The organism is Pedobacter sp. SYSU D00535 (assembly GCF_017355855.1).
Taxonomy (GTDB): domain Bacteria; phylum Bacteroidota; class Bacteroidia; order Sphingobacteriales; family Sphingobacteriaceae; genus Desertivirga.
Genome location: NZ_JAFEWD010000002.1, coordinates 299,525 through 320,608 on the forward strand (window position 1 = coordinate 299,525; position 21,084 = coordinate 320,608).

Annotated in this window: 15 protein-coding genes; 13 read left to right on the forward strand and 2 right to left on the reverse strand. The window is 47.2% G+C overall.

Going from position 1 to position 21,084, the window contains the following annotated elements; all coding sequences use genetic code 11:
* Positions 1-13 precede the first annotated feature (13 nt).
* Complete coding sequence (locus J4N23_RS05770) at positions 14-175, forward strand: hypothetical protein (RefSeq protein ID WP_207426069.1); 162 nt, start codon at positions 14-16, stop codon at positions 173-175.
* A 124-nt stretch (positions 176-299) separates the two neighbouring features.
* Here the strand turns inward: J4N23_RS05770 and J4N23_RS05775 are convergent, their stop codons facing one another.
* Together J4N23_RS05775 and J4N23_RS05780 are read right to left on the reverse strand one after the other, a co-directional pair.
* Positions 300-1,112 carry a polysaccharide deacetylase family protein gene (locus J4N23_RS05775; RefSeq protein WP_207426070.1) on the reverse strand — a complete coding sequence of 271 codons (813 nt, stop codon included), beginning with the start codon at positions 1,110-1,112 and terminating at the stop codon, positions 300-302.
* Between the two features lie 199 nt (positions 1,113-1,311).
* Entirely contained in the window at positions 1,312-1,854 is a 543-nt protein-coding gene (locus J4N23_RS05780; protein ID WP_207426071.1) for an RNA polymerase sigma factor, read from the reverse strand.
* A gap of 275 nt (positions 1,855-2,129) precedes the next feature.
* Between J4N23_RS05780 and J4N23_RS05785 the strand changes: the two genes are divergently transcribed.
* The 12 genes from J4N23_RS05785 to J4N23_RS05840 all read left to right on the forward strand — a co-directional run bounded on the left by J4N23_RS05785 (position 2,130) and on the right by J4N23_RS05840 (position 21,077).
* Positions 2,130-3,305 carry a FecR family protein gene (locus tag J4N23_RS05785; protein WP_207426072.1) on the forward strand — a complete coding sequence of 392 codons (1,176 nt, stop codon included), beginning with the start codon at positions 2,130-2,132 and terminating at the stop codon, positions 3,303-3,305.
* A gap of 207 nt (positions 3,306-3,512) precedes the next feature.
* Positions 3,513-6,995, forward strand: coding sequence for a TonB-dependent receptor (locus tag J4N23_RS05790; protein ID WP_242689133.1), 3,483 nt, complete (start codon positions 3,513-3,515; stop codon positions 6,993-6,995).
* An 18-nt stretch (positions 6,996-7,013) separates the two neighbouring features.
* Positions 7,014-8,474, forward strand: a complete 1,461-nt coding sequence (locus tag J4N23_RS05795; RefSeq protein ID WP_207426073.1) for a RagB/SusD family nutrient uptake outer membrane protein — start codon at positions 7,014-7,016, stop codon at positions 8,472-8,474.
* 71 nt (positions 8,475-8,545) lie between these two features.
* Positions 8,546-10,231 carry an amidohydrolase gene (locus tag J4N23_RS05800; RefSeq protein ID WP_242689134.1) on the forward strand — a complete coding sequence of 562 codons (1,686 nt, stop codon included), beginning with the start codon at positions 8,546-8,548 and terminating at the stop codon, positions 10,229-10,231.
* 35 nt (positions 10,232-10,266) lie between these two features.
* The gene (locus tag J4N23_RS05805) at positions 10,267-10,893 is read left to right on the forward strand and encodes an ABC transporter ATP-binding protein (protein WP_207426074.1); all 627 of its coding nucleotides are present in this window, start codon (positions 10,267-10,269) and stop codon (positions 10,891-10,893) included.
* Positions 10,894-10,934: 41 nt separating this feature from the next.
* Complete coding sequence (locus tag J4N23_RS05810; RefSeq protein WP_242689135.1) at positions 10,935-12,062, forward strand: ABC transporter permease; 1,128 nt, start codon at positions 10,935-10,937, stop codon at positions 12,060-12,062.
* Between the two features lies 1 nt (position 12,063).
* Positions 12,064-12,504, forward strand: a complete 441-nt coding sequence (locus tag J4N23_RS05815) for a DUF3299 domain-containing protein (RefSeq protein ID WP_207426076.1) — start codon at positions 12,064-12,066, stop codon at positions 12,502-12,504.
* Positions 12,505-12,542: 38 nt separating this feature from the next.
* A complete protein-coding gene (locus J4N23_RS05820; protein ID WP_207426077.1) occupies positions 12,543-15,065 on the forward strand; it encodes a zinc-dependent metalloprotease in 2,523 nt (840 codons plus the stop codon).
* Positions 15,066-15,213: 148 nt separating this feature from the next.
* Complete coding sequence (gene gcvP / locus J4N23_RS05825; protein WP_207426078.1) at positions 15,214-18,123, forward strand: aminomethyl-transferring glycine dehydrogenase; 2,910 nt, start codon at positions 15,214-15,216, stop codon at positions 18,121-18,123.
* A gap of 20 nt (positions 18,124-18,143) precedes the next feature.
* Positions 18,144-18,524, forward strand: a complete 381-nt coding sequence (gene gcvH, locus J4N23_RS05830; protein WP_207426079.1) for a glycine cleavage system protein GcvH — start codon at positions 18,144-18,146, stop codon at positions 18,522-18,524.
* A gap of 7 nt (positions 18,525-18,531) precedes the next feature.
* Entirely contained in the window at positions 18,532-19,614 is a 1,083-nt protein-coding gene (gene gcvT / locus J4N23_RS05835) for a glycine cleavage system aminomethyltransferase GcvT (RefSeq protein ID WP_207426428.1), read from the forward strand.
* Positions 19,611-21,077 (forward strand): L-serine ammonia-lyase, encoded by a 1,467-nt coding sequence (locus J4N23_RS05840; protein ID WP_207426080.1) that lies wholly within the window; start codon positions 19,611-19,613, stop codon positions 21,075-21,077. Before gcvT ends, J4N23_RS05840 begins: the two co-directional genes overlap by 4 nt.
* Positions 21,078-21,084: the final 7 nt, after the last annotated feature.

Here is a 21,084-nt window from a genome sequence, read left to right on the forward strand (position 1 = left end):
ACTGTTTTTGTTAATGATTCAATTCATTGATGAAAGCGGGATGAAAATCAGTGGTGATTGGCGTTACTGGCTGATTTCATCAACACAAGCCGGCGGGACTATCCTGTCGGCCTTTTTTTTAATTGCAGCAGCACATGTTCGTATCGGTTTTATTCACAAAAATATGTTAAGATGATAACGGACCTGCAGGTCCATGCTGCAAATATAAAAGTAAAATATAATTATCCTATAGAGTTAGTAGATTAATTGGAAATTTTTGCCCTTTTTCTGGCGTATGATCATAAAGGCTTCAAATCGCACTAGCGCACTACAATTTCCTTCTGAATTTTGTTGATGTATTCTGCCACATCCACCATAGTTGCTATCCATAGGTCTGCCTCCCGTTGCTTCAGGTAGTTCAACAACTTGTTGTGTTCCGCTTCACTGATATTCAAACTATGTTCGCCTCCAACGCCGTGAAAGAGTAATACCAGCAGTGAACCTGATTGCTCAGCTTGCTTTACAGCCTCAATCAATTGCTCCCCCGTATGATTATTTACAAAAAAGGCATTGATGTTCTCAAGGTTGACTTGTCGGGGTGATTGAAGTCCTGACGCTACGCCGCGAGCACCAGCAAATTCAGATTTTAATAAATTATAGTAGAGCGAACCGCCTATTTTTAAATCGCCACAAGGGTAAGCAAAAGTTCGTTTTGTTTTTCCATCGATGGCCTTCAAAAGCGTATTTGCGATCCGTATTTCATTAACGGCTCTGCTAAGTGTAAACTTGCTTAGATCTGTTTCTGCAGTCACGAAGCTCCTTCCGCTCAGATTTCCGTCGCAAGGGTGAGTTAGGGTATGATTACCTAATTCATGTCCTTTTTTAGCAGCTTTTCGCCAATCCTCTAGCCGATTCGAAACTACAGGAGAGACGCCAATCAGATAAAAGGTTCCTTTGAGCTTCCGGGAGTCAAGAGCTGGAATTACTTTGTCAAGGTGAACATTTAACGCATCGTCATAGGTAAGGACTACAGCACTCCGTTTTTTATTCCAACTTCTTTCCTGGATTTGAGCAGTCGCTGATTGGAAAGTAAAGGTAGCGATAACGCTAAAAAATAATAGTTCGTACTTCATCTTACAATGGTGCATCTCGGAGTGAAGAACTTGAGTCCGGAGAATCAGACTCGCAGTTCTTAATCCAAAATACGGTTTTTTCAGGAAGTGCCGATTCTTGCGGTTGAATTTCGGCGCCTTTAAAAAGGGAAGTTGGTAGATGCAGAGTCGAGAAAGGAGAGAATTATTATTACCAAAATAAACGATGAGCGCACTTCCCTTATAAGCTTTTGCTGTGATTATGAATAAATTCTTTGATATATAACATCGAACAGCTAAGATATTCCTTCACTGTATGTTTCGATATGTTAAGTACTTGAGCGGTCTCCTCATAGGTTTTGCCCTCCATTTTGCAGAGGTTAAACACCTTCTGTTTCTGAGGGGATAATTGATGGATTGCTCTCTGTAGTAGCCCTAATTGCGATTGGTAGAGCTCAGAGCTTTCAGACTCCGCTGTTTGTTCATCATTATAAAGGGTGTCGAATGCCAGGCATTCTTTCAATCTTTCCCGCTTAAAGCTGACTGATTTGTTAAAGCTGGTGACGAACAGCCAGCCGCTAACAGATTGTTGAGGGTCCAATGAACCGCGTTTTTCCCAGAGACAGTAGAAAACGTCTTGTAAGATGTCGTCTGCTGCTTCCTCGTCCTTTAAAATTTTCAAAATATTGCGGTGGACGGCAATATGATATTTCCAGTACAGAAGATCAAAAGCTTCAGCGTCATCTCTTTTTAGTTTTAATACTAATTCTTTGTCCGTGCTCATAGTTCAAATTTTGGAAGGATGATTTGTAGACAGGTGCTTTTAATCCTGTTTTCTTTCTAAACTTCATAGAATCGACAGGATTTCTATTGAGTTTTTGAAAATACTGTTTTGGAAGGGTGTTGTTAGGTGTAAATTTTTATATTTTTTCTGATTTTTGCAAGAAAAACTTAAAAAAAATGTTAAAAGTTATTTTCATATAATATTTTATTAAAAAAAATCTAGCGTATCCCCCCGTTTTGTTGATCTTTTCGTATTTACAGTAAAATATCTCTTCGATGGCGAGTGAAAAAGACATACTTTCTAGGATCATACAAGCTGAGTCTTTGGCCAAGGAAGAAGAGTTATGGCTATTGGAATATTTGGAAAGGGGGGAGGTCTCCGAATTGAAGTGCCTGCTAAAGGATGAATTTGATGGGTCTCTTTCAAACGCCAACACCTTTGCCAAGCCAAGTTCAGCAACTATACTTGGTAATATTCACAAACAGATCAACAGCCGCCAACACAGCCGGAACCTATGGAAGAGGATGGGGCGGCTTGCTGTTGCAGCAAGTCTGTTACTGGGCGTATCGATTGCAGTTTATCTTACGAGAAGGGGAAGTGAGTCAGGGCTTAAGCATTTGAATACAACGAAGGTGCTGTCCCGAGACATTGCCCCCGGAGGCAGGAAAGCTACATTAACATTGGCCGATGGCCGTGTCATTGTTTTGACAGACGCTTCAGAAGGTGCACTGCTAAGTAAGGGCGGAGTAGAAATTAAGAAAAAAGAAAATGGACTAATAGAATATTGTGTGAAGGAGAGTAGTTGTAGAAGCGCTTCTTTGAATCTGCAGTTCAATACCATCGCTACTCCCGTTGGAGGGCAGTATAAAGTTATTCTATCAGATGGCACACTCGTTTGGCTAAATGCTCTTTCTTCCATTCGCTTTCCGGCAACTTTTTCTCCTAGCGAGCGGAGGGTTGAAATCACCGGAGAAGTTTATTTTGAGGTGGCAAAAGACCGTAAGCGCCCCTTCAAGGTGTTTACTGGGACTCAAACGGTTGAAGTTCTTGGGACTCATTTTAATATCAATGCTTACCCCGAGGTGGAGGGCATACAGACAACGCTCTTTGAAGGGAGCGTTCGTGTGAGTAAAGGGGCAAAAAGCGTGAAGCTAAAGCCGGGAGAACAAGCCAGGGTGGCTCGAGTGTTAACCGTCCGCAAGCTTGAAGATGCCGCCTCTACAGTTTCCTGGCTTTCCGGCACATTTTACTTCAAAGATGCCGGAATCAAAAATGTAATGAGGGAAGCAGCACGGTGGTATGACCTGGAAGTTGAGTATCAGGGCGAGCCATCACAAAAGCAACTGAACGGAAAAATATCCAAAAATGTTCCGCTCTCCCAATTCCTGTCGATGTTGGAGTTTTCAGGAATCAAGTACCGACAGGAGGGGAGGAAACTAGTCATTCAATAGAACAACAAACCCACTAATCATTAATTTAATAAGAACTTATGAAACAGCAACAGGAAGTTTAACACACCAGTAGGGATAAGCAAAAAAAAACCGCAAAAGCGTTGACAGCACTTCTGCGGGTAAAGGGCTAATCCATCAGCAAACCACGCAATCAGGTATTAACCAAAACATTACAAAGGTATGTATTTTATTACTTCTTTTAAAGGCATGGGAAAGCTATGCCTGTCCAATCCCAAAATCTTCTTGGTCATGCAACTCACTGCCGTTTTCCTGATGGCTGCAATTATGCAAGTGAATGCAGCAGCTATCTATGCACAGAAAATTAATTTGAACGAAAAGGATGCCTCCATCGAGCGAGTTTTCACATCCATCGAACAGCAAACGAATTTCAGCTTTTTGTATGACAAGCTGGAGCTGAAAAAGGCCAGCCGGGTAACTGTTCAGCTAAAGGACGCTACACTTATGCAAGCCCTGGAAGTTTGCTTTAAGAACCAACCTTTAGCCTATAAGATTTTTGAAAATACCATCGTCGTAAAAGAAAAGATTTTGCAGAAGGCAGAGGTAATTCAAGATGCTTTGCCACCTGTCACTGTTACAGGAACAGTGGTGGATGACAAGGGTGAAACATTGCCAGGCGTTTCTGTGATGATCAAAGGAACAACCCGGGCAACATCTACTGGTCTGGACGGAAAGTTTAAGATCACAGTTGATGATGACAAGGCGGTGTTGGTATTCTCTTATATAGGTTTTAAAGCAAAAGAGCTGGCCGTTGGCAAAAATACTAATCTGAAGGTGGAGCTCTTACCTGACACCAAACAGCTGAATGAGGTAGTGGTAGTAGGTTACGGTACGCAAACTAAGGAGGAGTTTACCGGTTCTGCCGCACGCGTTTCCGGAGAAGCCTTGAAGGACGTTCCCGTACAAAGCTTTGACCAGGGCCTGGCGGGAAGAGCAGCAGGCGTTAGTATTGGCCAGCCGAATGGTGTGCTTAATAATGCACCTGTTATCAGAATCCGTGGTGTAAACTCTATTTCCTTGAGTTCTTATCCTTTAGTGGTAGTAGACGGTATTCCAATTACTACGGGAAATGCGTCTGATAATACTACGGTTGCAAATAACCCGCTTGGGGATATTAACCCTGCGGATATAGAATCGATCGACGTGTTAAAGGATGCTGCTTCTACATCAATTTATGGATCGAGGGCAGCAGGAGGAGTGCTTTTGATCACCACCAAAAAGGGGAAACAAGGCAAGGCAAAGGTGACTTATGAAGGCTGGTCAGGGGTAACCCGGGCCGTACGTTTGCCGGAGATGCTTAATGCGGAGCAGTATATGATGATCAAGAACGAGGCCGTGATGAACGCAAAGGTGCTTGGTGGAAATGCTAACAACCCTAACGTTGCTTCAGCACTGTTCTTTCCAACCTACCGGGAAGATGGATCACTGGTTAGTACCAACTGGTACGATCATGTATATCAAAACGGGGTATCGCAAAACCACAGTTTAAGTGTTGCAGGGGGCTCAGACGCTACACGTTACTATTTCTCCGCCAACTACAGCAATCAAAACGGTATTCTAAAAACCAACGAGTTCACCAGGAAGGCGGCCAGGTTTAATATAGATCACAAGCTGGCAAGTTGGATAAACCTATCGGGAAATGTGAACTATAATAATACCCTGAATGCTTCTCCATCCACAGGGTCACTTTCCGGAAATGCCTTTGGCCTGGTTGGATCGGCGCGACTGGCTTGGCTGACAGCCCCCAATGTATATGCAGTGAACCCCGATGGATCCTACAATATTAATATTGCTACTAACTCCATGGGCATGGGGAACAATCAGGTTCAAAGCAACTTTTACAACCCGGTTCCATTGCTTGATCTGAACAAGTTTACGTCGGAGAACGACCACATCATTGCAAATTTTACTGCTAGTGCAACGCTGCTAAAGGGATTGAATTTGAAAACCTATTATGCGATGGATAATACCAGTATCGAAAATATCAGTTTTCAGAATGCTCTGCATGGTGCTGGTGCAACCAGTCAGGGTAGTGCTGCCAACGTGATCCGTCGAATCAATAGCTGGAACTGGACGAATACGTTGAACTACAGTCGGGTTTTGGGAGCGAAGCACAGTGTTTCCGGCTTGCTTGGGTATGATATCCAGAAAAGTAACACCAATGGCTGGGGGGCGACCAGGACTCAGTCGGCCGATGCATTCTTTACCGACTACCAGGGCAACTTTGGAGCGGTGACTGTGCCAGCCGGTTCGATTGCAATGAATGAGTGGGCGTTAGTGTCCTATTTCTCTCGTCTGACCTACGACTTCGACAAGAAATATTTTCTGACGCTGAACTACAGGAAAGATGGTAACTCCCGCTTGGGCGCGGAGCGGAAATGGGGCGATTTTGGCGGTGTTTCTGGGGGGTGGACTTTATCTGAAGAGGAGTTTTATAAGAAGTCGAAGCTTTTTGACATTGCCAACAGTGTAAAGTTGAGAGCTAGCTGGGGCCGGGTAGGGAACGCTTCTTTGTCAAACTCTTACGGTTCTTTGAACTTGTTTGAGTCAAGCCTCTACGGCTCTAACACTACCTGGGCCTATAGCCAGGCGGGTAACCCGGATCTGGGTTGGGAAACCAGCAAGCAGACCAATATCGGCGCGGACGTAGGTTTCCTGAACAACCGCTTCCAATTAGAAGCTACCTACTTTAATAACAATGTGGACGGTCTAATCCTGAGCGTTCCTCAGTCACCATCGAAAGGTATCCCCGGGAACGCAATTCTGATGAACGTAGGGGCGATGTACAACAGAGGTTTGGAGCTCGGTCTGAATGCCTTTTTGATCAGCAAGAAGAAGTTCAGCTGGAATAGCAACATCAACTTCACCAGCATTACCAATAAGGTGACCGACCTGTACGGTGAAGGGTCTGAAATTGTTGGAACAACCAGTACTGCCGCCGAAGCTACCAATATAACCCGGGTAGGTTATTCGGTGGGAAGCTTGTACGGTGCTAAAACAGATGGTGTCAATCCAGCAAACGGACAACGGATTTTTATCAATGGAAAAGGAGAGCGGGTACAATACAGCCACGTCGTTCCATCAGGCGGAAGCCGCTGGACTTACCTTGACGGGACTCCTGCTCCGGCAATTGGAGTAAATGATTACTATCTGATCGGCAACGCGCTGCCAAAATGGTACGGAGGTATCAACAACTCCTTCAAGTACGGGAACTTCGACATGGGTATCAACTTCACTTTCTCGGGTGGCAACTACGTGATGAACGGCAGTAAGGCTACCTGGAGAGACCAACGTTTCTGGAATAACTCTACTGAAGTTTTGGAGAGATGGACGACGCCAGGTCAGGTGACAGACGTGCCAAGGGTAGTTTACGGCGACCTTCTTTCCAACGGATCTTCCTGGCCGATCTCTGAAAATGCCGAGAAGGCCGACTTTTTACGCCTGCAAACTGCCTCTATCGGCTACCGCTTTCCGGCAAAGGTTTTGGGTAAGGCCGGTATTTCCTCTGTCCGGATCTACGGTCAGGTATACAACGCCTTCATCCTGACGAAATATTCAGGCACCGACCCGGAAATATCGGTAAACGGAAATAGTAACACTACGCCGGGCGTTGAGAAGAACTCGGTACCTCAGGGAAGAACATTCACAGTTGGTTTAAATGTAGGATTCTAATACTTAAAACTGAGAAACATGAATTTAAAAGAAACTATAAAAATATCCTGCACTCTTATCGGATTGAGTTTGACTGCCTTTTCTTGCAACGAGAAGGAGTTGTTAAATCCCGAACCACCTACTCAAATACAGGAAGCGAACGTCTTTACTAGCCCGGAAAGGATTCAGGGTGTTGTAAATGGAATGTATGCCAAGGTAAAAGCAGCTAACTTTTACGGTGGCCGGTACCTGATGGTCTGCGATATCCGTGGCGAAGAGTTTATTAACCGTACGCAAAACGTGTTCACGGGTTATGATGCCTGGAGTCATACGGTAATTTCAGGTTCGAATGATGCTTCTAACTCCTGGATTGCTATTTATGCGGCTATCAACTCTGCGAATATCCTCATTAAAGGGCTTGAAGATAATGCTGGCAAGGTAGAGGCTACTCTTGCTGCACAATATACCGGTGAGGCAAAGTTTGTGAGGGCATTAAGCTATTACAGTCTTATAACTCTTTACGCTCAACCTTATGTTAAGGATGCAGGAGCATCGCCAGGAGTACCGCTCCGGTTATCAGCAGAGGTTTCTCCCGAAAATAATAACATGCCTTTAAGTACTGTGGCTGCGGTGTACACGCAGATTCTTAAAGATCTGGATGAGGCTGAAGCAAGCCTGCCGGCTGCCTACACCGGAAGTTCTGCCGCCTTGCTCAACACTACTCGTGCGCACAAAAGCACCGCCATCGCTTTGAAAACGAGGGTGTATTTAACGATGGGCAACTATCCGAAGGTGATTGAAGAAGCGACTAAGATCGTAAGTGCCAGTGCTCCTTTCAAAACTACTTTTGGGGTTCAGCACCAGTTGCAAGCCGATGTGAAAGCTGTTTTTGCACCCGCGGCAACAACGGTAGAATCCATTTTATCCATGCCGATGACGGACCTGGATTTTGTGAGCGGCCAGTCGGCTCTAGCCTACGAATATTGGGTAAACAAGGAATACAATCTTAATCCTTCGGGGATAGTGGGAGATACTGAGTGGAGGACGGCGGATGCCAGGAGAGGCATGATAGCGACTGCTTCCAACTTGCCTTATCTGTTGAAATACAGTGATATTGTTACTCCTTATACAGATTTTATTCCCGTTATCAGGTACGCCGAAGTGCTGTTGAACTACGCTGAAGCATTGGCAAGAATAAGCTCTCCCGACCTGGCAAAAGCAACCGATCTTCTGTATGCTGTTCGTCGCCGTTCTGATCCAACTTACACATATCCAGCAACTGCTCTTGCCAGTCCCGCTGCTTTCGTAAGTACTGTTTTGAAGGAACGACGAATTGAACTGCTTGGTGAGGGGTTCAGATCGAACGATCTGCTAAGGAATCTGATGACTATTCCTGCTAAGGGAAGTGGAGGCCTTTCCTCGCCATCGGTTGGTCCAAACGAAAGCAGCTACGTTTTCCCGATTCCAAATGCTGAAATATCCACCAATAAAGCACTGTAACTAAACGAGTAGTGAGGCCTGCCCTTGCTACTCTCATCCCTGATGTATCTATAAATTAATATAACATGAGAATGAGATTGAATCAACTGCGAAGAAAAATCGCTGTACTGGGAGCAGTATGTATGGCTGCCAATGCCTTAATACTCCCACAAACCGCAGTCGCCCAGGCTCCGGCTATCAGTCCTGCTAAGCTAGACGCCCTGAAAACGGAGCTGATGGCAGAAATTGATAAACAACAGAAGTTTACCCAGGAGATGGTGGATATGGTGTTCAGCTTCGGGGAGTTGGGTTTTCAGGAGAGCGAGACTTCCAAATATCTTACTGACATCCTCAAAAAAAACGGATTCACTATCGAGAATGGAATTGCTAATATTCCAACGGCATGGACAGCGAAGTGGGGATCAGGAAAGCCGGTGATAGCTGTAGGCAGCGACATCGATTGTATCCCAAAAGCTTCACAGAAGCCCGGCGTAGCTTATCATAATCCAATCATTGAGGGCGCTCCCGGACACGGGGAAGGACATAACGGGGGCGTTCCTCTTAATATTACGGCGATCCTGGCGCTTAAGAAAATCATGGAAAGGGAGAAGATTCCGGGGACGCTGGTGCTGTGGCCCGGAGTGGCTGAAGAGCAGCTGGGAACCAAAGCCTACTACGTAAGGGATGGCTACTTTAAAAATGTTGACGCCTGCATTTTTACTCATGTCGGCAATAACATGGGCGTATCTTATGGCGATGGAGGTGGCAACGGGATGATATCGGTTCGTTTTGATTTCGACGGACAATCTGCTCACGCTGCCGGTGCCCCCTGGAGAGGCAGAAGTGCGCTGGACGCCGTGGAGTTGATGAACATCGCCTGGAACTTCCATCGCGAGCATATGGAACCCACGCAGCGCTCCCACTATGTGGTAGTAGATGGGGGCGACCAGCCTAACGTCGTTCCGTCTAAGGCTTCGGTGTGGTATTACTTCCGCGAACGCAGTTATCCTAAGATTATGGAGATGTATAAGGATGCGATTAAGATGGCGGAGGCAGCGAGTACCATGACTAACACCACCATGAAGTACGAAGTACTGGGTAGTGCCTGGCCGGGTCACTTCAACCAACCGATAGCCGAGGCAATGTACGAGAATATCAAGATGGTTGGTTTGCCGACCTGGTCGGAAGATGATCAGACACTTGCCCGGGCTCTTCAAAAGGAAATGCAGGCGCCGGCTACCGAGGGTAGGGACAATACGAAGATTGATGGTCTGAGTACAACCATATCGCCCATCGGGAAACCGGCTGTAAGTACCTCTGCAGGGGGTGGCGGCTCTGATGACATCGCTGATATATCCTGGAATGTGCCTACAGTAGTACTCCGTTTTCCTTCCAATATTCCCGGCCTTCCGGGGCACCACTGGTCAAACGCCGTAGCAATGGCAACGCCCATCGCCCATAAGGGCGCAACAGCCGGCGCAAAGGCCGAAGCCCTTACGCTCCTCGACATGCTGGTAAAACCCGAAGTGATCCAGGATGCCTGGAAGTATTTTAACGAGGTGCAGACTAAAGAAATTAAATATACTCCGCTTGTTTCTGCAACTGATAAGCCCGCTGTACACCTGAATAAGGATATCATGGCCAGGTTCCGGCCGGAGATGAAAAAGTACTACTACAATCCTGCAAAGTATAAAACCTATCTCGATCAGCTGGGAGTTAAGTATCCTACGGTCCGCACTACTACCACCGCTGCCAAGCCAGAAAGTGGGGGTAAATAACTGGTATCAGCAGGTTTAAAAGATTTTGATTTAGTATGATTAGGATTAGCTCTGTGTCGCATCACTACAACAATTCCGTCTCTTTCAATTTTCCCGATTGGAATATTGGCAGGGGGGAGCAATGGGTACTGCTTGGAGAATCCGGAAAAGGAAAAACAACACTTCTTCATATCCTTATTGGCATCTTACAGCCTAAGGAAGGAGAAGTGCTCATCCTCGACCAAAGTTTGTACAAGCTGAAAAAGCGGAATCTCGACAAATTCAGGGGAGAACATGTGGGCGTCGTTTTACAACAACCCCATCTCCTGAAGAGCCTTACAGTTTGGGAGAATCTGCAGCTGGCACAGAGCTTTTCCAACATCATCGACAAAAGAAGGATCGAGGATGTACTCGAATCAGTAGGTCTATCGGAGAAACGGAGGAGCTATCCTCAGGAGCTCAGTCAGGGACAGTTGCAACGCGTTTCTATAGCCAGGGCTGTGATAAACAAGCCGGTACTAGTGGTTGCAGATGAGCCCACCTCAAGTCTGGATGATCGAAACACGGAGAAGGTCTTAACGCTGCTGAAACGTCAGACTGAGCTGCATCAAGCCGCACTGGTAGTTGCAACGCACGACAGGCGGGTAAAGGAAGCTTTTATAAACCAATACAGGATAGCATGAGTTGGATTCGGATCAGTTGGAAAAATTTACTGTCGAAGAAAATGAATTTTTCGATGAACGTGCTCCTTGTTGCGTTTGGTACCAGCATTCTTACGCTACTGTTGCTGAGCAGCGAACAGTTTAAAAGCAAGCTGAGCAATAACTCGAGAAATATTGACCTGGTGGTAGGGGCAAAGGGTAGCCCCATGCAGTTGATCCTTAGCAGTGTCTATTATGTCGATTTTCCTACCGGAAATATTCCCTTGAAGGAGGCCAACAAGCTGGCAGCACATCCGATGGTAGAGCGCGCAGTTCCGCTGGCGTTGGGAGACAATTACGAGGGATTTCGGATGGCTGGAACGGACTCCAATTTTGTGATCCTCTACGGCCTGGAACTGAAAGAAGGGAAATTTTGGAAAGCGCCTTTTGAAGTGACAGTGGGATCAGAAGTGGCCAGGAATCAAGGGCTTCAGGTGGGAGATGTGATACATGGCGCTCACGGACTCAGTTCTAGTCAGGATCTGCACGCCGAGCGGGGGTACACGGTGACGGGAATCCTGAAACGGAAAGGGAATGTGACCGATAACCTCGTTTTAACCAGCGTCGAGAGTATCTGGAACATGCACGGTGGCCATGACGAAGAGCAGGACAAGGAGCTGACAGCCTTGTTGATAAAATACAGTTCACCAATGGCAGTAGTGATGTTTCCGAGGATGGTAAATCAAACTACGGCAATGCAGGCGGCTTCTCCAGCTTTCGAAAGTGCCCGCCTATTTACTCTAACGGGGATAGGGATGGAGGTCCTTCGTTGGTTTGCAATTCTTATTATGCTGATTGCAGGCGCCAGCATCTTTATCAGTCTCTATAGCTCGCTTCAAGAGCGCAAGTATGATCTGGCAGTGATGCGGGTAATGGGGAGCTCACAAGAAAAGATCTTCCTGATTGTAATGATGGAAGGGGTGCTCCTGACGCTAATTGGCTCCCTTGTTGGAGTGTTTCTAGGGCATCTGTCTCTTCAGGTTGTCAGTCACTATCAGGAAATGGGGCAAACGCGGTTCGAACCCTGGATTTTTATGAAGGAAGAGTTTCTGGTGCTAGGTGGTGGGCTTTGCCTCGGCTTACTTGCCTCCGCGATCCCCGCTGTTCAGGCTTATCGATCTGATATTTCTTTAATTCTTGCTACACATTAATATGCGAAAAATATTGCTGTCACTTGTTTTAGTACTATTCTCCTTCTTTGTCAAGGCACAGGCACCGACACATGTGCCGCTCATGACTCCGGTCTGGGAGTTAATTGCGAAAAGGACTTTTAAGAAGAACGCCAACTTCAAAATGGTTCCAGCTTTCCCTGCCCAGCTGCAGATGCTTCAAAATAAGGTGGTAGAGCTGCCGGGGTATATTATTCCTCTCAACACCGACTATGAATCTTCTCACTTCATGCTGGCGGTTGTTCCCTACGACCAGTGTGCATACTGCGGTCAGGGAGATATACCACAAATGGTGGAGGTGAATATGGCAAAGCCTCTTCGCTATACAGACAAGCCTATAAAAATAAGGGGCAAGCTTTTATTGAACGAATCCGGCGACAAACGTTCGGAAGTGTTTCTGTTCAACGCAGAGCAGGTAAAATAGGACGAGCCAGGGTTGCACATTGAAATTGATCTTAACACATGAAAATTAACACATCATTATTACTCATAGGCTTAGCTTTAGCCGATGTATCTTTTGCTCAAACACCTGCGCGAAAAGCTTCGACAGACGCTCCCGCGAGGGCAAGCAGCATCTCTTCCCTTACGCAAGGGATGAAAAAACACGAGGGTTTCTTTGATTTTTGGTACGATGAGAAAACCGGAAAGATATTTCTCGAAGTCGACGAGTTCGATAAAGAGTTTCTTTATTACAGCGGCCTTGCAGACGGGGTGGGCAATGGTGGACCGGAAAGGGGACAGGCCTCTTCGGCAATAGCGAAGTTTGTGAAAGCCGGACCGAAGGTATTGCTGGTGGTGCCCAATTACTCTTACCGGGCGATAACTGATAAGCCTGCAGAAATCAAAGCAGTAGAAAATGCTTTTGCCAAGTCGGTGATCTGGGGATTTATGCCTGTAGCATCCGAAGGTACAAAGGTATTGCTCGACCTGACTCCTTTCCTGATTCGCGATAGTCAGAAAATCGGTGATCGGATTGCCAGTACACGGCCTCTGGGGATATCGGGAGCGAATGCAGCCAGGTCTGGTGGTGCGGCATCTGCCCCCTACCGTATGGACGAAAGTCGCTCGGTTGTGTACATGGATAACACCAAAAACTTTCCGAAGAACTCAGAGTTTGAAGCCATGATTACCTTCGTAGGGGGTGCAATGCCCACTAACCGGTGGGGTGGAGGAGTAAGCATCGCTCCTGATCCCAATGCGATCACGGTGAGAATGCATCAGGCCTTTATCGAACTTCCCGACACAAATTATAGTCCCCGCAAGTTTGATCCCCGTTCGGGCTTCAACATGTTCAGCTATCTTGACTTTTCCGCTCCGATGACAGAACCGATGATTAAGCGGTTTATCAGACGCCACCGTCTTCAGAAAAAAGACCCGAATGCGGCGGTAAGTGAAGCGGTGAAACCTATCGTTTACTATGTTGATGCGGGAGCACCTGAGCCAGTAAAACAGGCGCTTATAGAAGGTGGTGCCTGGTGGAATGAGGCTTTTGAAGCTGCCGGTTTTAAAAATGCCTTTATCGTAAAAGAGTTGCCTGAAGGGGCAGACCCAATGGACATCCGGTATAATGTTGTCAATTGGATTAATCGTTCCGGTAGTCCTCAACGCGCTTTTTCCTCAGGCGCTTCGTATATTGATCCCCGCACAGGGGAAATTATTAAGGGGGTAGTCACGCTTGGCTCTGACCGCCACCGGCAGGATTACTTAATTGCTGAAGGGCTGCTTCAGCCTTATGAAGACGGAAAAGCAGTTAGTCCTGAGATGCAGAAATTGGCACTGGCACGCATCCGTCAGCTTTCCGCCCACGAAATTGGTCACACCCTTGGCTTCTATCATAATTTTACCTCAAGTTCTCACGAGCGAGCCTCTGTGATGGACTATCCGTTTCCAAAATTTTCGTTGGTAAATGGACGAGTTGATGTTACAGATGCTTATGCCAAAGGAATAGGAAGCTGGGATAAACGGGCCGTTATGTGGGGATACACCGAGTTTCCGAAAGGCGCAAACGAAGAAACCGAGTTGGAGAAAATCATGCAGGAAACCTTGCAGCAGGGCCATATTTTCATTCCTGATATCGGAGGTTACGTTCACCCAGCCTCTCATCAGTGGGACGACGGTAAGGATCCGATTGACCAGCTTGGTAATTTGATGGAAGTACGCCGCCACGTGCTCGATAATTTCTCCGAAAAAGCAATTCCGGCAGGCGCACCAATGGCTACTTTGGAAGAAGTATTAGTGCCCATGTACCTGCTACATCGCTATCAAATTGAGGCGGTAGCTAAGTCTATCGGAGGGCTTTACTTTACTCATGCCCTGAAGAATGACGGGCAGACGGTGACCAAAATGGTTGAGCCGGCAGTGCAATGGAAAGCTTTAGACGCGCTGTTAACCACCATCTCTCCCGAAGCGCTAATCTTGCCGGAGAAGCTATTGCAAAAAATACCGCCCCGGCCAGTTGGCTATCCTGCTTCTATCGAAACATTTACGGGGCATACCGGCCCTACGTTTGATCCCATTGCCGCTGCCGAGTCGGCCGCCAGTACCACCATTGCCTCTATCCTGGATCCTCATCGGGCAGCAAGGTTGGTGGAGTACCACTCGAGGGATAGCAAGCAGCCAGGCTTTGCACCTGTAGTGGATAAATTAGTGGCTGCTACCTGGAAAGTACCTATGGCAAGCGGATACAAAGGGGAGTTGCAGACCCTGGTAAACAATCTCACCCTGAAATACCTCCTGCAGCTGTCGGCTAATACAGAGGCGTCAGAAAGCGTACGCGGACATGCGCTCTTGAAGGTTGAAGAACTTAAAAAATGGATGAGTGCGAAAGCTGCTGCTGCCGCCCCTATGCAAAAGGCCAACCTCTTGTTCGGTCTGACACAAATAAAGGAATTCGAAGCTACTCCGGACAAGTTCCAGCCAGCACCAGCGCTTGAAATGCCACCCGGTGCTCCTATCGGTATGCCTGATAACGAATTCGAGTTTTAATATCTAAAATGCGCTCTCCGGTAAGCCGAATTTTATTCGGCTTACCAAAATTTTCGGTCAGTTTTTCTGTCCGCCCGGGGATTTTTTGCCATCTCATTTAGAATCCCTTCTTAGTTCAGGTTTTTAAAAAAAAACTCGCATTATTTCAATGAAGTTAAATTTAGATTATCAGGAGAAGTTTGAGAGGAGGCATATCGCCGCCATTGATCATGCCACTGCAGAAATGCTGGAACTTGTGAATGCCGCCTCTTTGGATGTTCTTATACAGGAAACCGTTCCTGTAAGGATTCGATTAACAAAACCGCTCGACCTACCTGCAGCAAAAACAGAATTTGAATACCTGAAGCATTTGCAGGAGTTGAGCTTAAAAAACAAAGTCTACAAATCCTTCATCGGACAAGGATATTACGATACCATAACACCACCCGTTATTCTGCGGAACATCTTCGAGAATCCGGGGTGGTATACCCAGTACACCCCCTATCAGGCAGAGATCTCGCAGGGAAGACTTCAGGCCTTGCTGAACTACCAGACGATGGTGATTGACCTGACAGGAATGGAGATCGCCAACGCGTCTTTGCTGGATGAAGGAACTGCAGCAGCAGAGGCGATGTTCATGCAGTACTCCCTGCGGAAGAACAAGGAGGCGAATATATTCTTCGTCTCTCAGGAGCTATTCCCGCAAACCATCGACATCCTTAAAACCCGTTCAGCCCCTTACGGGATTGAAGTGCAGGTGGGGGATCATCAGACTGTAGCACTTACAGAGAGGATGTTTGGTGCTATCGTACAGTACCCGGCAGGAAATGGAGTAGTTTACAACTACAAAGATTTTGCCTCAGCAGCTCACGAAAAAGGCATTAAGCTAACCGTGGTAGCGGACATCCTCAGCCTTGCTCTGCTTACTCCTCCGGGAGAATGGGGTGCAGACATTGTGGTGGGAAACACGCAGCGATTTGGTGTGCCGATGGGATTCGGTGGTCCTCATGCCGCTTACTTTGCTACCAAGGAAGAGTACAAGCGCTCCATCCCCGGAAGGATTATCGGGGTAACCATTGATTCTGCCGGCAACTATGCCCTTCGCATGGCACTTCAAACCCGCGAGCAGCATATCCGCAGGGACAAGGCGACTTCCAATATCTGTACAGCCCAGGCACTACTGGCCATCATGGCTGGTATGTATGCTGCTTACCATGGGCAGGATGGCTTAAAGAAGATTGCAGAGCGGGTGCACGGACTGGCAGTGGTGCTTTCCGATGCGCTGGAAGCTTTAGGCTACAAACAGGAAAACGAACAGTATTTCGATACTCTGCGGTTGGATGTGGGTGATCTTGCCGGTCCTATCCATGCCGAAGCGCTAAACAACGACATCAACCTCCATTATCAGGGCTCGATAGTCACGATCTCACTTGATGAGACAACCAGCCTGGAAGATATCACTACCATCGTTCGCTTTTTTGCAAAAGTAAAGGCTAAAAGCATCAACGATGTAGATTTTGATAGAATCAAAACAGGATTAACAGCAAGAATTCCTGTTGAGCTAATCAGAAGCAGCGAGTTTCTCACTCATCCGGTTTTCAACACGCACCACTCTGAGCATGAGATGCTCCGGTATATCAAGTCACTGGAGGCAAAAGATCTTTCGCTGTGTCATTCCATGATTCCTTTAGGTTCCTGTACGATGAAGCTGAACGCCACTTCCGAGATGATTCCGGTTACCTGGAACCATTTTTCCAAGATCCACCCTTTTGCTCCAACCGACCAGGTGGGAGGCTATATGCAGGTGATCGACGAGCTGAATAACTGGCTGAGCGAAATTACCGGCTTTGCATCCATGAGTTTCCAGCCTAATTCCGGTGCCCAGGGAGAGTACGCAGGGCTGATGGTGATCCGTGCTTACCACATCGACAGAGGTGAAGGACATCGCAACGTGGCCCTAATCCCATCTTCTGCTCACGGAACCAATCCCGCTTCAGCGGCCATGGCAGGAATGAAGATCGTCGTAGTAAAATGTGACATCAACGGAAACATCAACGTAGCAGATCTGCGGGCAAGAGCTGAAGAACACAAAGAGGACCTTTCCTGTCTGATGGTGACTTATCCCTCTACACACGGAGTTTTTGAAGAGTCGATCATTGAGATCTGCAACATCATCCATGAAAATGGCGGACAGGTTTATATGGACGGCGCTAACATGAATGCACAGGTGGGACTTACCAGTCCTGCAAATATCGGTGCAGACGTTTGTCACCTGAACCTGCACAAAACCTTCTGTATCCCTCACGGAGGAGGCGGTCCTGGTATGGGCCCGATCGGAGTGGCTAAACACCTGGTTCCCTACCTTCCCGGTCACCCGGTGGTAGATATTGAAAGAGGAAAATCCATTCATGCCGTATCAGCAGCGCCATGGGGATCGGCTTCGATCCTGCTTATCTCCCATGCTTACATCGCTATGATGGGAAGTGAAGGCCTAACAAATGCTACCAAGTACGCGATCCTAAACGCGAACTACATTAAAGCCAGACTGGAGCAGCATTATCCGGTGCTTTATGCTGGAGCAAATGGCCGCTGCGCACACGAAATGATCCTGGACTGCCGGGCTTTCAAAAACGCAGGAATTGAAGTAACAGATATTGCCAAACGACTGATGGATTATGGCTTCCATGCACCTACCGTCTCTTTCCCAGTAGCCGGAACGCTGATGGTAGAGCCTACAGAGTCAGAGCCGAAACATGAGCTAGACCGCTTCTGTGATGCCATGATTGCTATCCGTCAGGAAATAAGTGAAGTGGAAAGCGGAGGAATGGACAAGGCTAACAATCCTCTGAAGAATGCACCACATACCGTTGCTGTTGCTACAGACAGCAACTGGGACAGACCCTACTCAAGAGAGCAGGCAGTATTCCCGCTTCCTTACGTGAAAGAGCACAAATTCTGGCCTTCTATCGGCCGCGTGAATGATACCTACGGTGATCGAACACTTATCTGCTCTTGTCCGCCGCTGGAAGCGTATGAGGAGGAAAGTCTCTTGGAGGAGCCGCTCGAAATTCTTGAATAGTCACCTTAACAATCTTAGATATGAATTTTCCAACAGAACTAAAATATACCCTTGATCACGAATGGATTAAAGTGGACGGTAGTGTGGCCTATGTAGGCGTGACAGATTTTGCACAGAGAGAGCTCGGCGACATTGTTTTTATCGATATCCCTGTTCCGGGAGTGGTGGTGGCAAAGAATGAGGTTTTTGGGTCGGTAGAGGCGGTCAAGACCGTTTCCGATCTTTTTATGCCTGTTTCCGGAACAATTACAGAGCTAAATCCGCTATTGGAGGCATCGCCGGAATTGGTGAATAGTGATCCTTACGGAGAGGGGTGGATGGTGAAGCTCGAACTGGCAGACCTCTCAGAGCTGGATGTCTTGATGAGTGCCGAGGAGTACAAGGAGCAGATAGGAGGTTAATATGGAGATAAAAAACACGGCTTTAACTCAAGTCCATATATCCCTTGGTGCTAAAATGACTCCTTTCGCTGGATATAATATGCCGGTTCAGTATGGGGGGATTAATCAGGAGCACGCCGCTGTACGAAATGGAGTGGGAGTGTTCGATGTAAGTCACATGGGCGAGTTTATTTTAAGTGGAAGAAACGCCCTTGATCTCATTCAGAAAGTAACCTCTAATGATGCTTCAAAACTTACTGACGGGAAAGTGCAGTATTCCTGCTTGCCCAATGAAGCCGGAGGAATTGTGGACGACCTGCTGGTTTACCGTTTTACGCAGGAGAAATACATGTTGGTCGTCAACGCTTCTAATATCGAAAAGGATTGGAACTGGATCATGAGGTATAATACGATAGGAGTAGAAATGGAAAACGTTTCGGATCAGACTGCCTTGCTGGCAGTTCAGGGACCCAAAGCTGCTGAGAGCATGCAACTACTTACCGATGTAGCTCTGGCAGCTATGCCTTACTACACGTTTGTAACGGGAACTTTTGCGGGCGTTGAAAATGTAGTGATCTCCGCCACTGGCTACACAGGGGCAGGAGGATTTGAAATCTACGTACCAAGTATGCAGGCCCGCCAGGTGTGGAATGCCATTTTTGTAGCAGGAGAGGCCTTTGGAATTGTACCAGCAGGGCTTGGCGCCCGGGATACGTTACGGTTGGAGATGGGGTATTGCCTTTACGGAAATGATATTGATGATACCACGTCTCCCCTGGAAGCGGGACTGGGATGGATCACTAAATTCAATAAGGATTTTGTGAATGCGGTAGCGTTGAGGAAACAAAAGGAGATGGGCGTCGAGCGGAAACTTGCGGGATTCGAGATGATCGAGAGAGGCATTCCCCGACACGGATATCCGGTGACTGACGAACAGGGAAAACTGATAGGAAGGGTTACATCGGGAACACAATCGCCATCCTTACAAAAAGCCATCGGTCTTGCTTACGTGGAAAAGGACTGGGCGGAGGCAGGCAAAGAAATTTACCTGCAGATCCGGGAAAAGAAGGTGAAAGCCACCATTGTTAACCTTCCATTTTTCAAGACATGAGAGCAGTATCAGAACGCTACAACAAGGTATTCCTCGCTGAAAGTATATCCGCTTTCGACATGTTTAAGATTGGAGTGGGACCGTCTAGCTCTCACACATTAGGTCCCTGGAAGGCAGCTCTCGAGTTTCTGGAGATCCTGAAATCCCAAACGCCGCTACATAAGATTAAATCCGTCTCTGTAATGCTGTACGGTTCACTCGCGAAAACGGGTGTAGGTCACGGAACGGACGTCGCCATCATGATGGGATTAAGCGGTCACTTACCAGAAAGTATAGATACAGGCCTTATACCGGCTTATCTGCAAACCATCCGAAACCAGGAAATGCTGGTGCTTGACGGCACCACAACGGTAGAGTTTTCTCCAGAGAGCAATATTATTTTTCTGTACAGCGACTCCCTGCCTTTTCATCCTAACGGAATGACTTTCCTGGCCGAAACGGGTAGCGGGAGCCAGTTTGTCGAGACTTTCTATTCGGTTGGAGGCGGCTTTATCAGTAGGGATGGGGCTCGCGATCATAAGAGCAGTGTGGCGAGCGTCGTGCTTCCTTTTCCTATCAATTCAAGTGCAGATTTGCTTGCTTATTGTCAATCGACCGGCTCTTCAATTTCATCCATCGTACATACAAACGAGATGAAATGGCGTAGTGAAGCACAGATCTTACATGATTTGCTCCAGATTTTTCAGGAAATGAAAGATTGCGTGTACCGTGGCTGCAATGCCGAGGGCTTACTACCGGGAGGTTTGCAGGTAACGCGGAGGGCCAAAAACCTGAGTAGGGAATTGCTTAATACGGATTTTCCGGTAGCCTTTGAACAATGGATTTCGCTCATCCGCGAGAAGGGAACGGGATTCCAGTACACCCTGGACTGGGTAAGTTGTTTTGCCCTGGCTGTAAATGAAGAGAATGCTTCGTTTGGCCGGGTGGTAACTGCTCCTACCAATGGTGCAGCCGGCGTGATACCAGCTGTTCTTCTCTATTTTATCATTTTCTGCGACGGCTACTCTGAAGATAAGATTTGCCGCTTTTTACTAACAGCAGCAGAAATAGGGAGCATTTTTAAAAAGGGGGCAACTATTTCAGCAGCAATGGGGGGGTGTCAGGCGGAAATCGGAGTTTCTTCTGCGATGGCTGCAGGGGCATTAACTGAAGTGATGGGAGGTACTCCTGAACAGTGCTTAATGGCGGCGGAAATTGCCATGGAACATCACCTCGGCTTAACCTGTGATCCGGTTGCTGGCCTAGTCCAAATTCCCTGTATTGAGCGAAATGCCATGGGCGCCATCAAGGCGATCACCGCTTCCCAGCTTGCTCTTAAAAGTAATCCTCAACATGCAAAAGTTTCGCTGGACCATGTCATTAAAACTTTGTGGGAAACAGCCCGGGACATGGATTCCCGCTATAAGGAGACGTCTGAAGGCGGCTTGGCTGTCAATATTCCAATCAGCTTAAGCGAATGTTAATCAGTTA

Excerpts from the sequence above, each read along its gene's own strand:
- J4N23_RS05770 (WP_207426069.1), top strand. The coding sequence starts at position 14 with ATGATTCAATTCATTGATGAAAGCGGGATGAAAATCAGTGGTGATTGG.
- J4N23_RS05775 (WP_207426070.1), bottom strand. The coding sequence starts at position 1,112 with ATGAAGTACGAACTATTATTTTTTAGCGTTATCGCTACCTTTACTTTC.
- J4N23_RS05780 (WP_207426071.1), bottom strand. The coding sequence starts at position 1,854 with ATGAGCACGGACAAAGAATTAGTATTAAAACTAAAAAGAGATGACGCT.
- J4N23_RS05785 (WP_207426072.1), top strand. The coding sequence starts at position 2,130 with ATGGCGAGTGAAAAAGACATACTTTCTAGGATCATACAAGCTGAGTCT.
- J4N23_RS05790 (WP_242689133.1), top strand. The coding sequence starts at position 3,513 with ATGGGAAAGCTATGCCTGTCCAATCCCAAAATCTTCTTGGTCATGCAA.
- J4N23_RS05795 (WP_207426073.1), top strand. The coding sequence starts at position 7,014 with ATGAATTTAAAAGAAACTATAAAAATATCCTGCACTCTTATCGGATTG.
- J4N23_RS05800 (WP_242689134.1), top strand. The coding sequence starts at position 8,546 with ATGAGATTGAATCAACTGCGAAGAAAAATCGCTGTACTGGGAGCAGTA.
- J4N23_RS05805 (WP_207426074.1), top strand. The coding sequence starts at position 10,267 with ATGATTAGGATTAGCTCTGTGTCGCATCACTACAACAATTCCGTCTCT.
- J4N23_RS05810 (WP_242689135.1), top strand. The coding sequence starts at position 10,935 with ATGAATTTTTCGATGAACGTGCTCCTTGTTGCGTTTGGTACCAGCATT.
- J4N23_RS05815 (WP_207426076.1), top strand. The coding sequence starts at position 12,064 with ATGCGAAAAATATTGCTGTCACTTGTTTTAGTACTATTCTCCTTCTTT.
- J4N23_RS05820 (WP_207426077.1), top strand. The coding sequence starts at position 12,543 with ATGAAAATTAACACATCATTATTACTCATAGGCTTAGCTTTAGCCGAT.
- gcvP (WP_207426078.1), top strand. The coding sequence starts at position 15,214 with ATGAAGTTAAATTTAGATTATCAGGAGAAGTTTGAGAGGAGGCATATC.
- gcvH (WP_207426079.1), top strand. The coding sequence starts at position 18,144 with ATGAATTTTCCAACAGAACTAAAATATACCCTTGATCACGAATGGATT.
- J4N23_RS05840 (WP_207426080.1), top strand. The coding sequence starts at position 19,611 with ATGAGAGCAGTATCAGAACGCTACAACAAGGTATTCCTCGCTGAAAGT.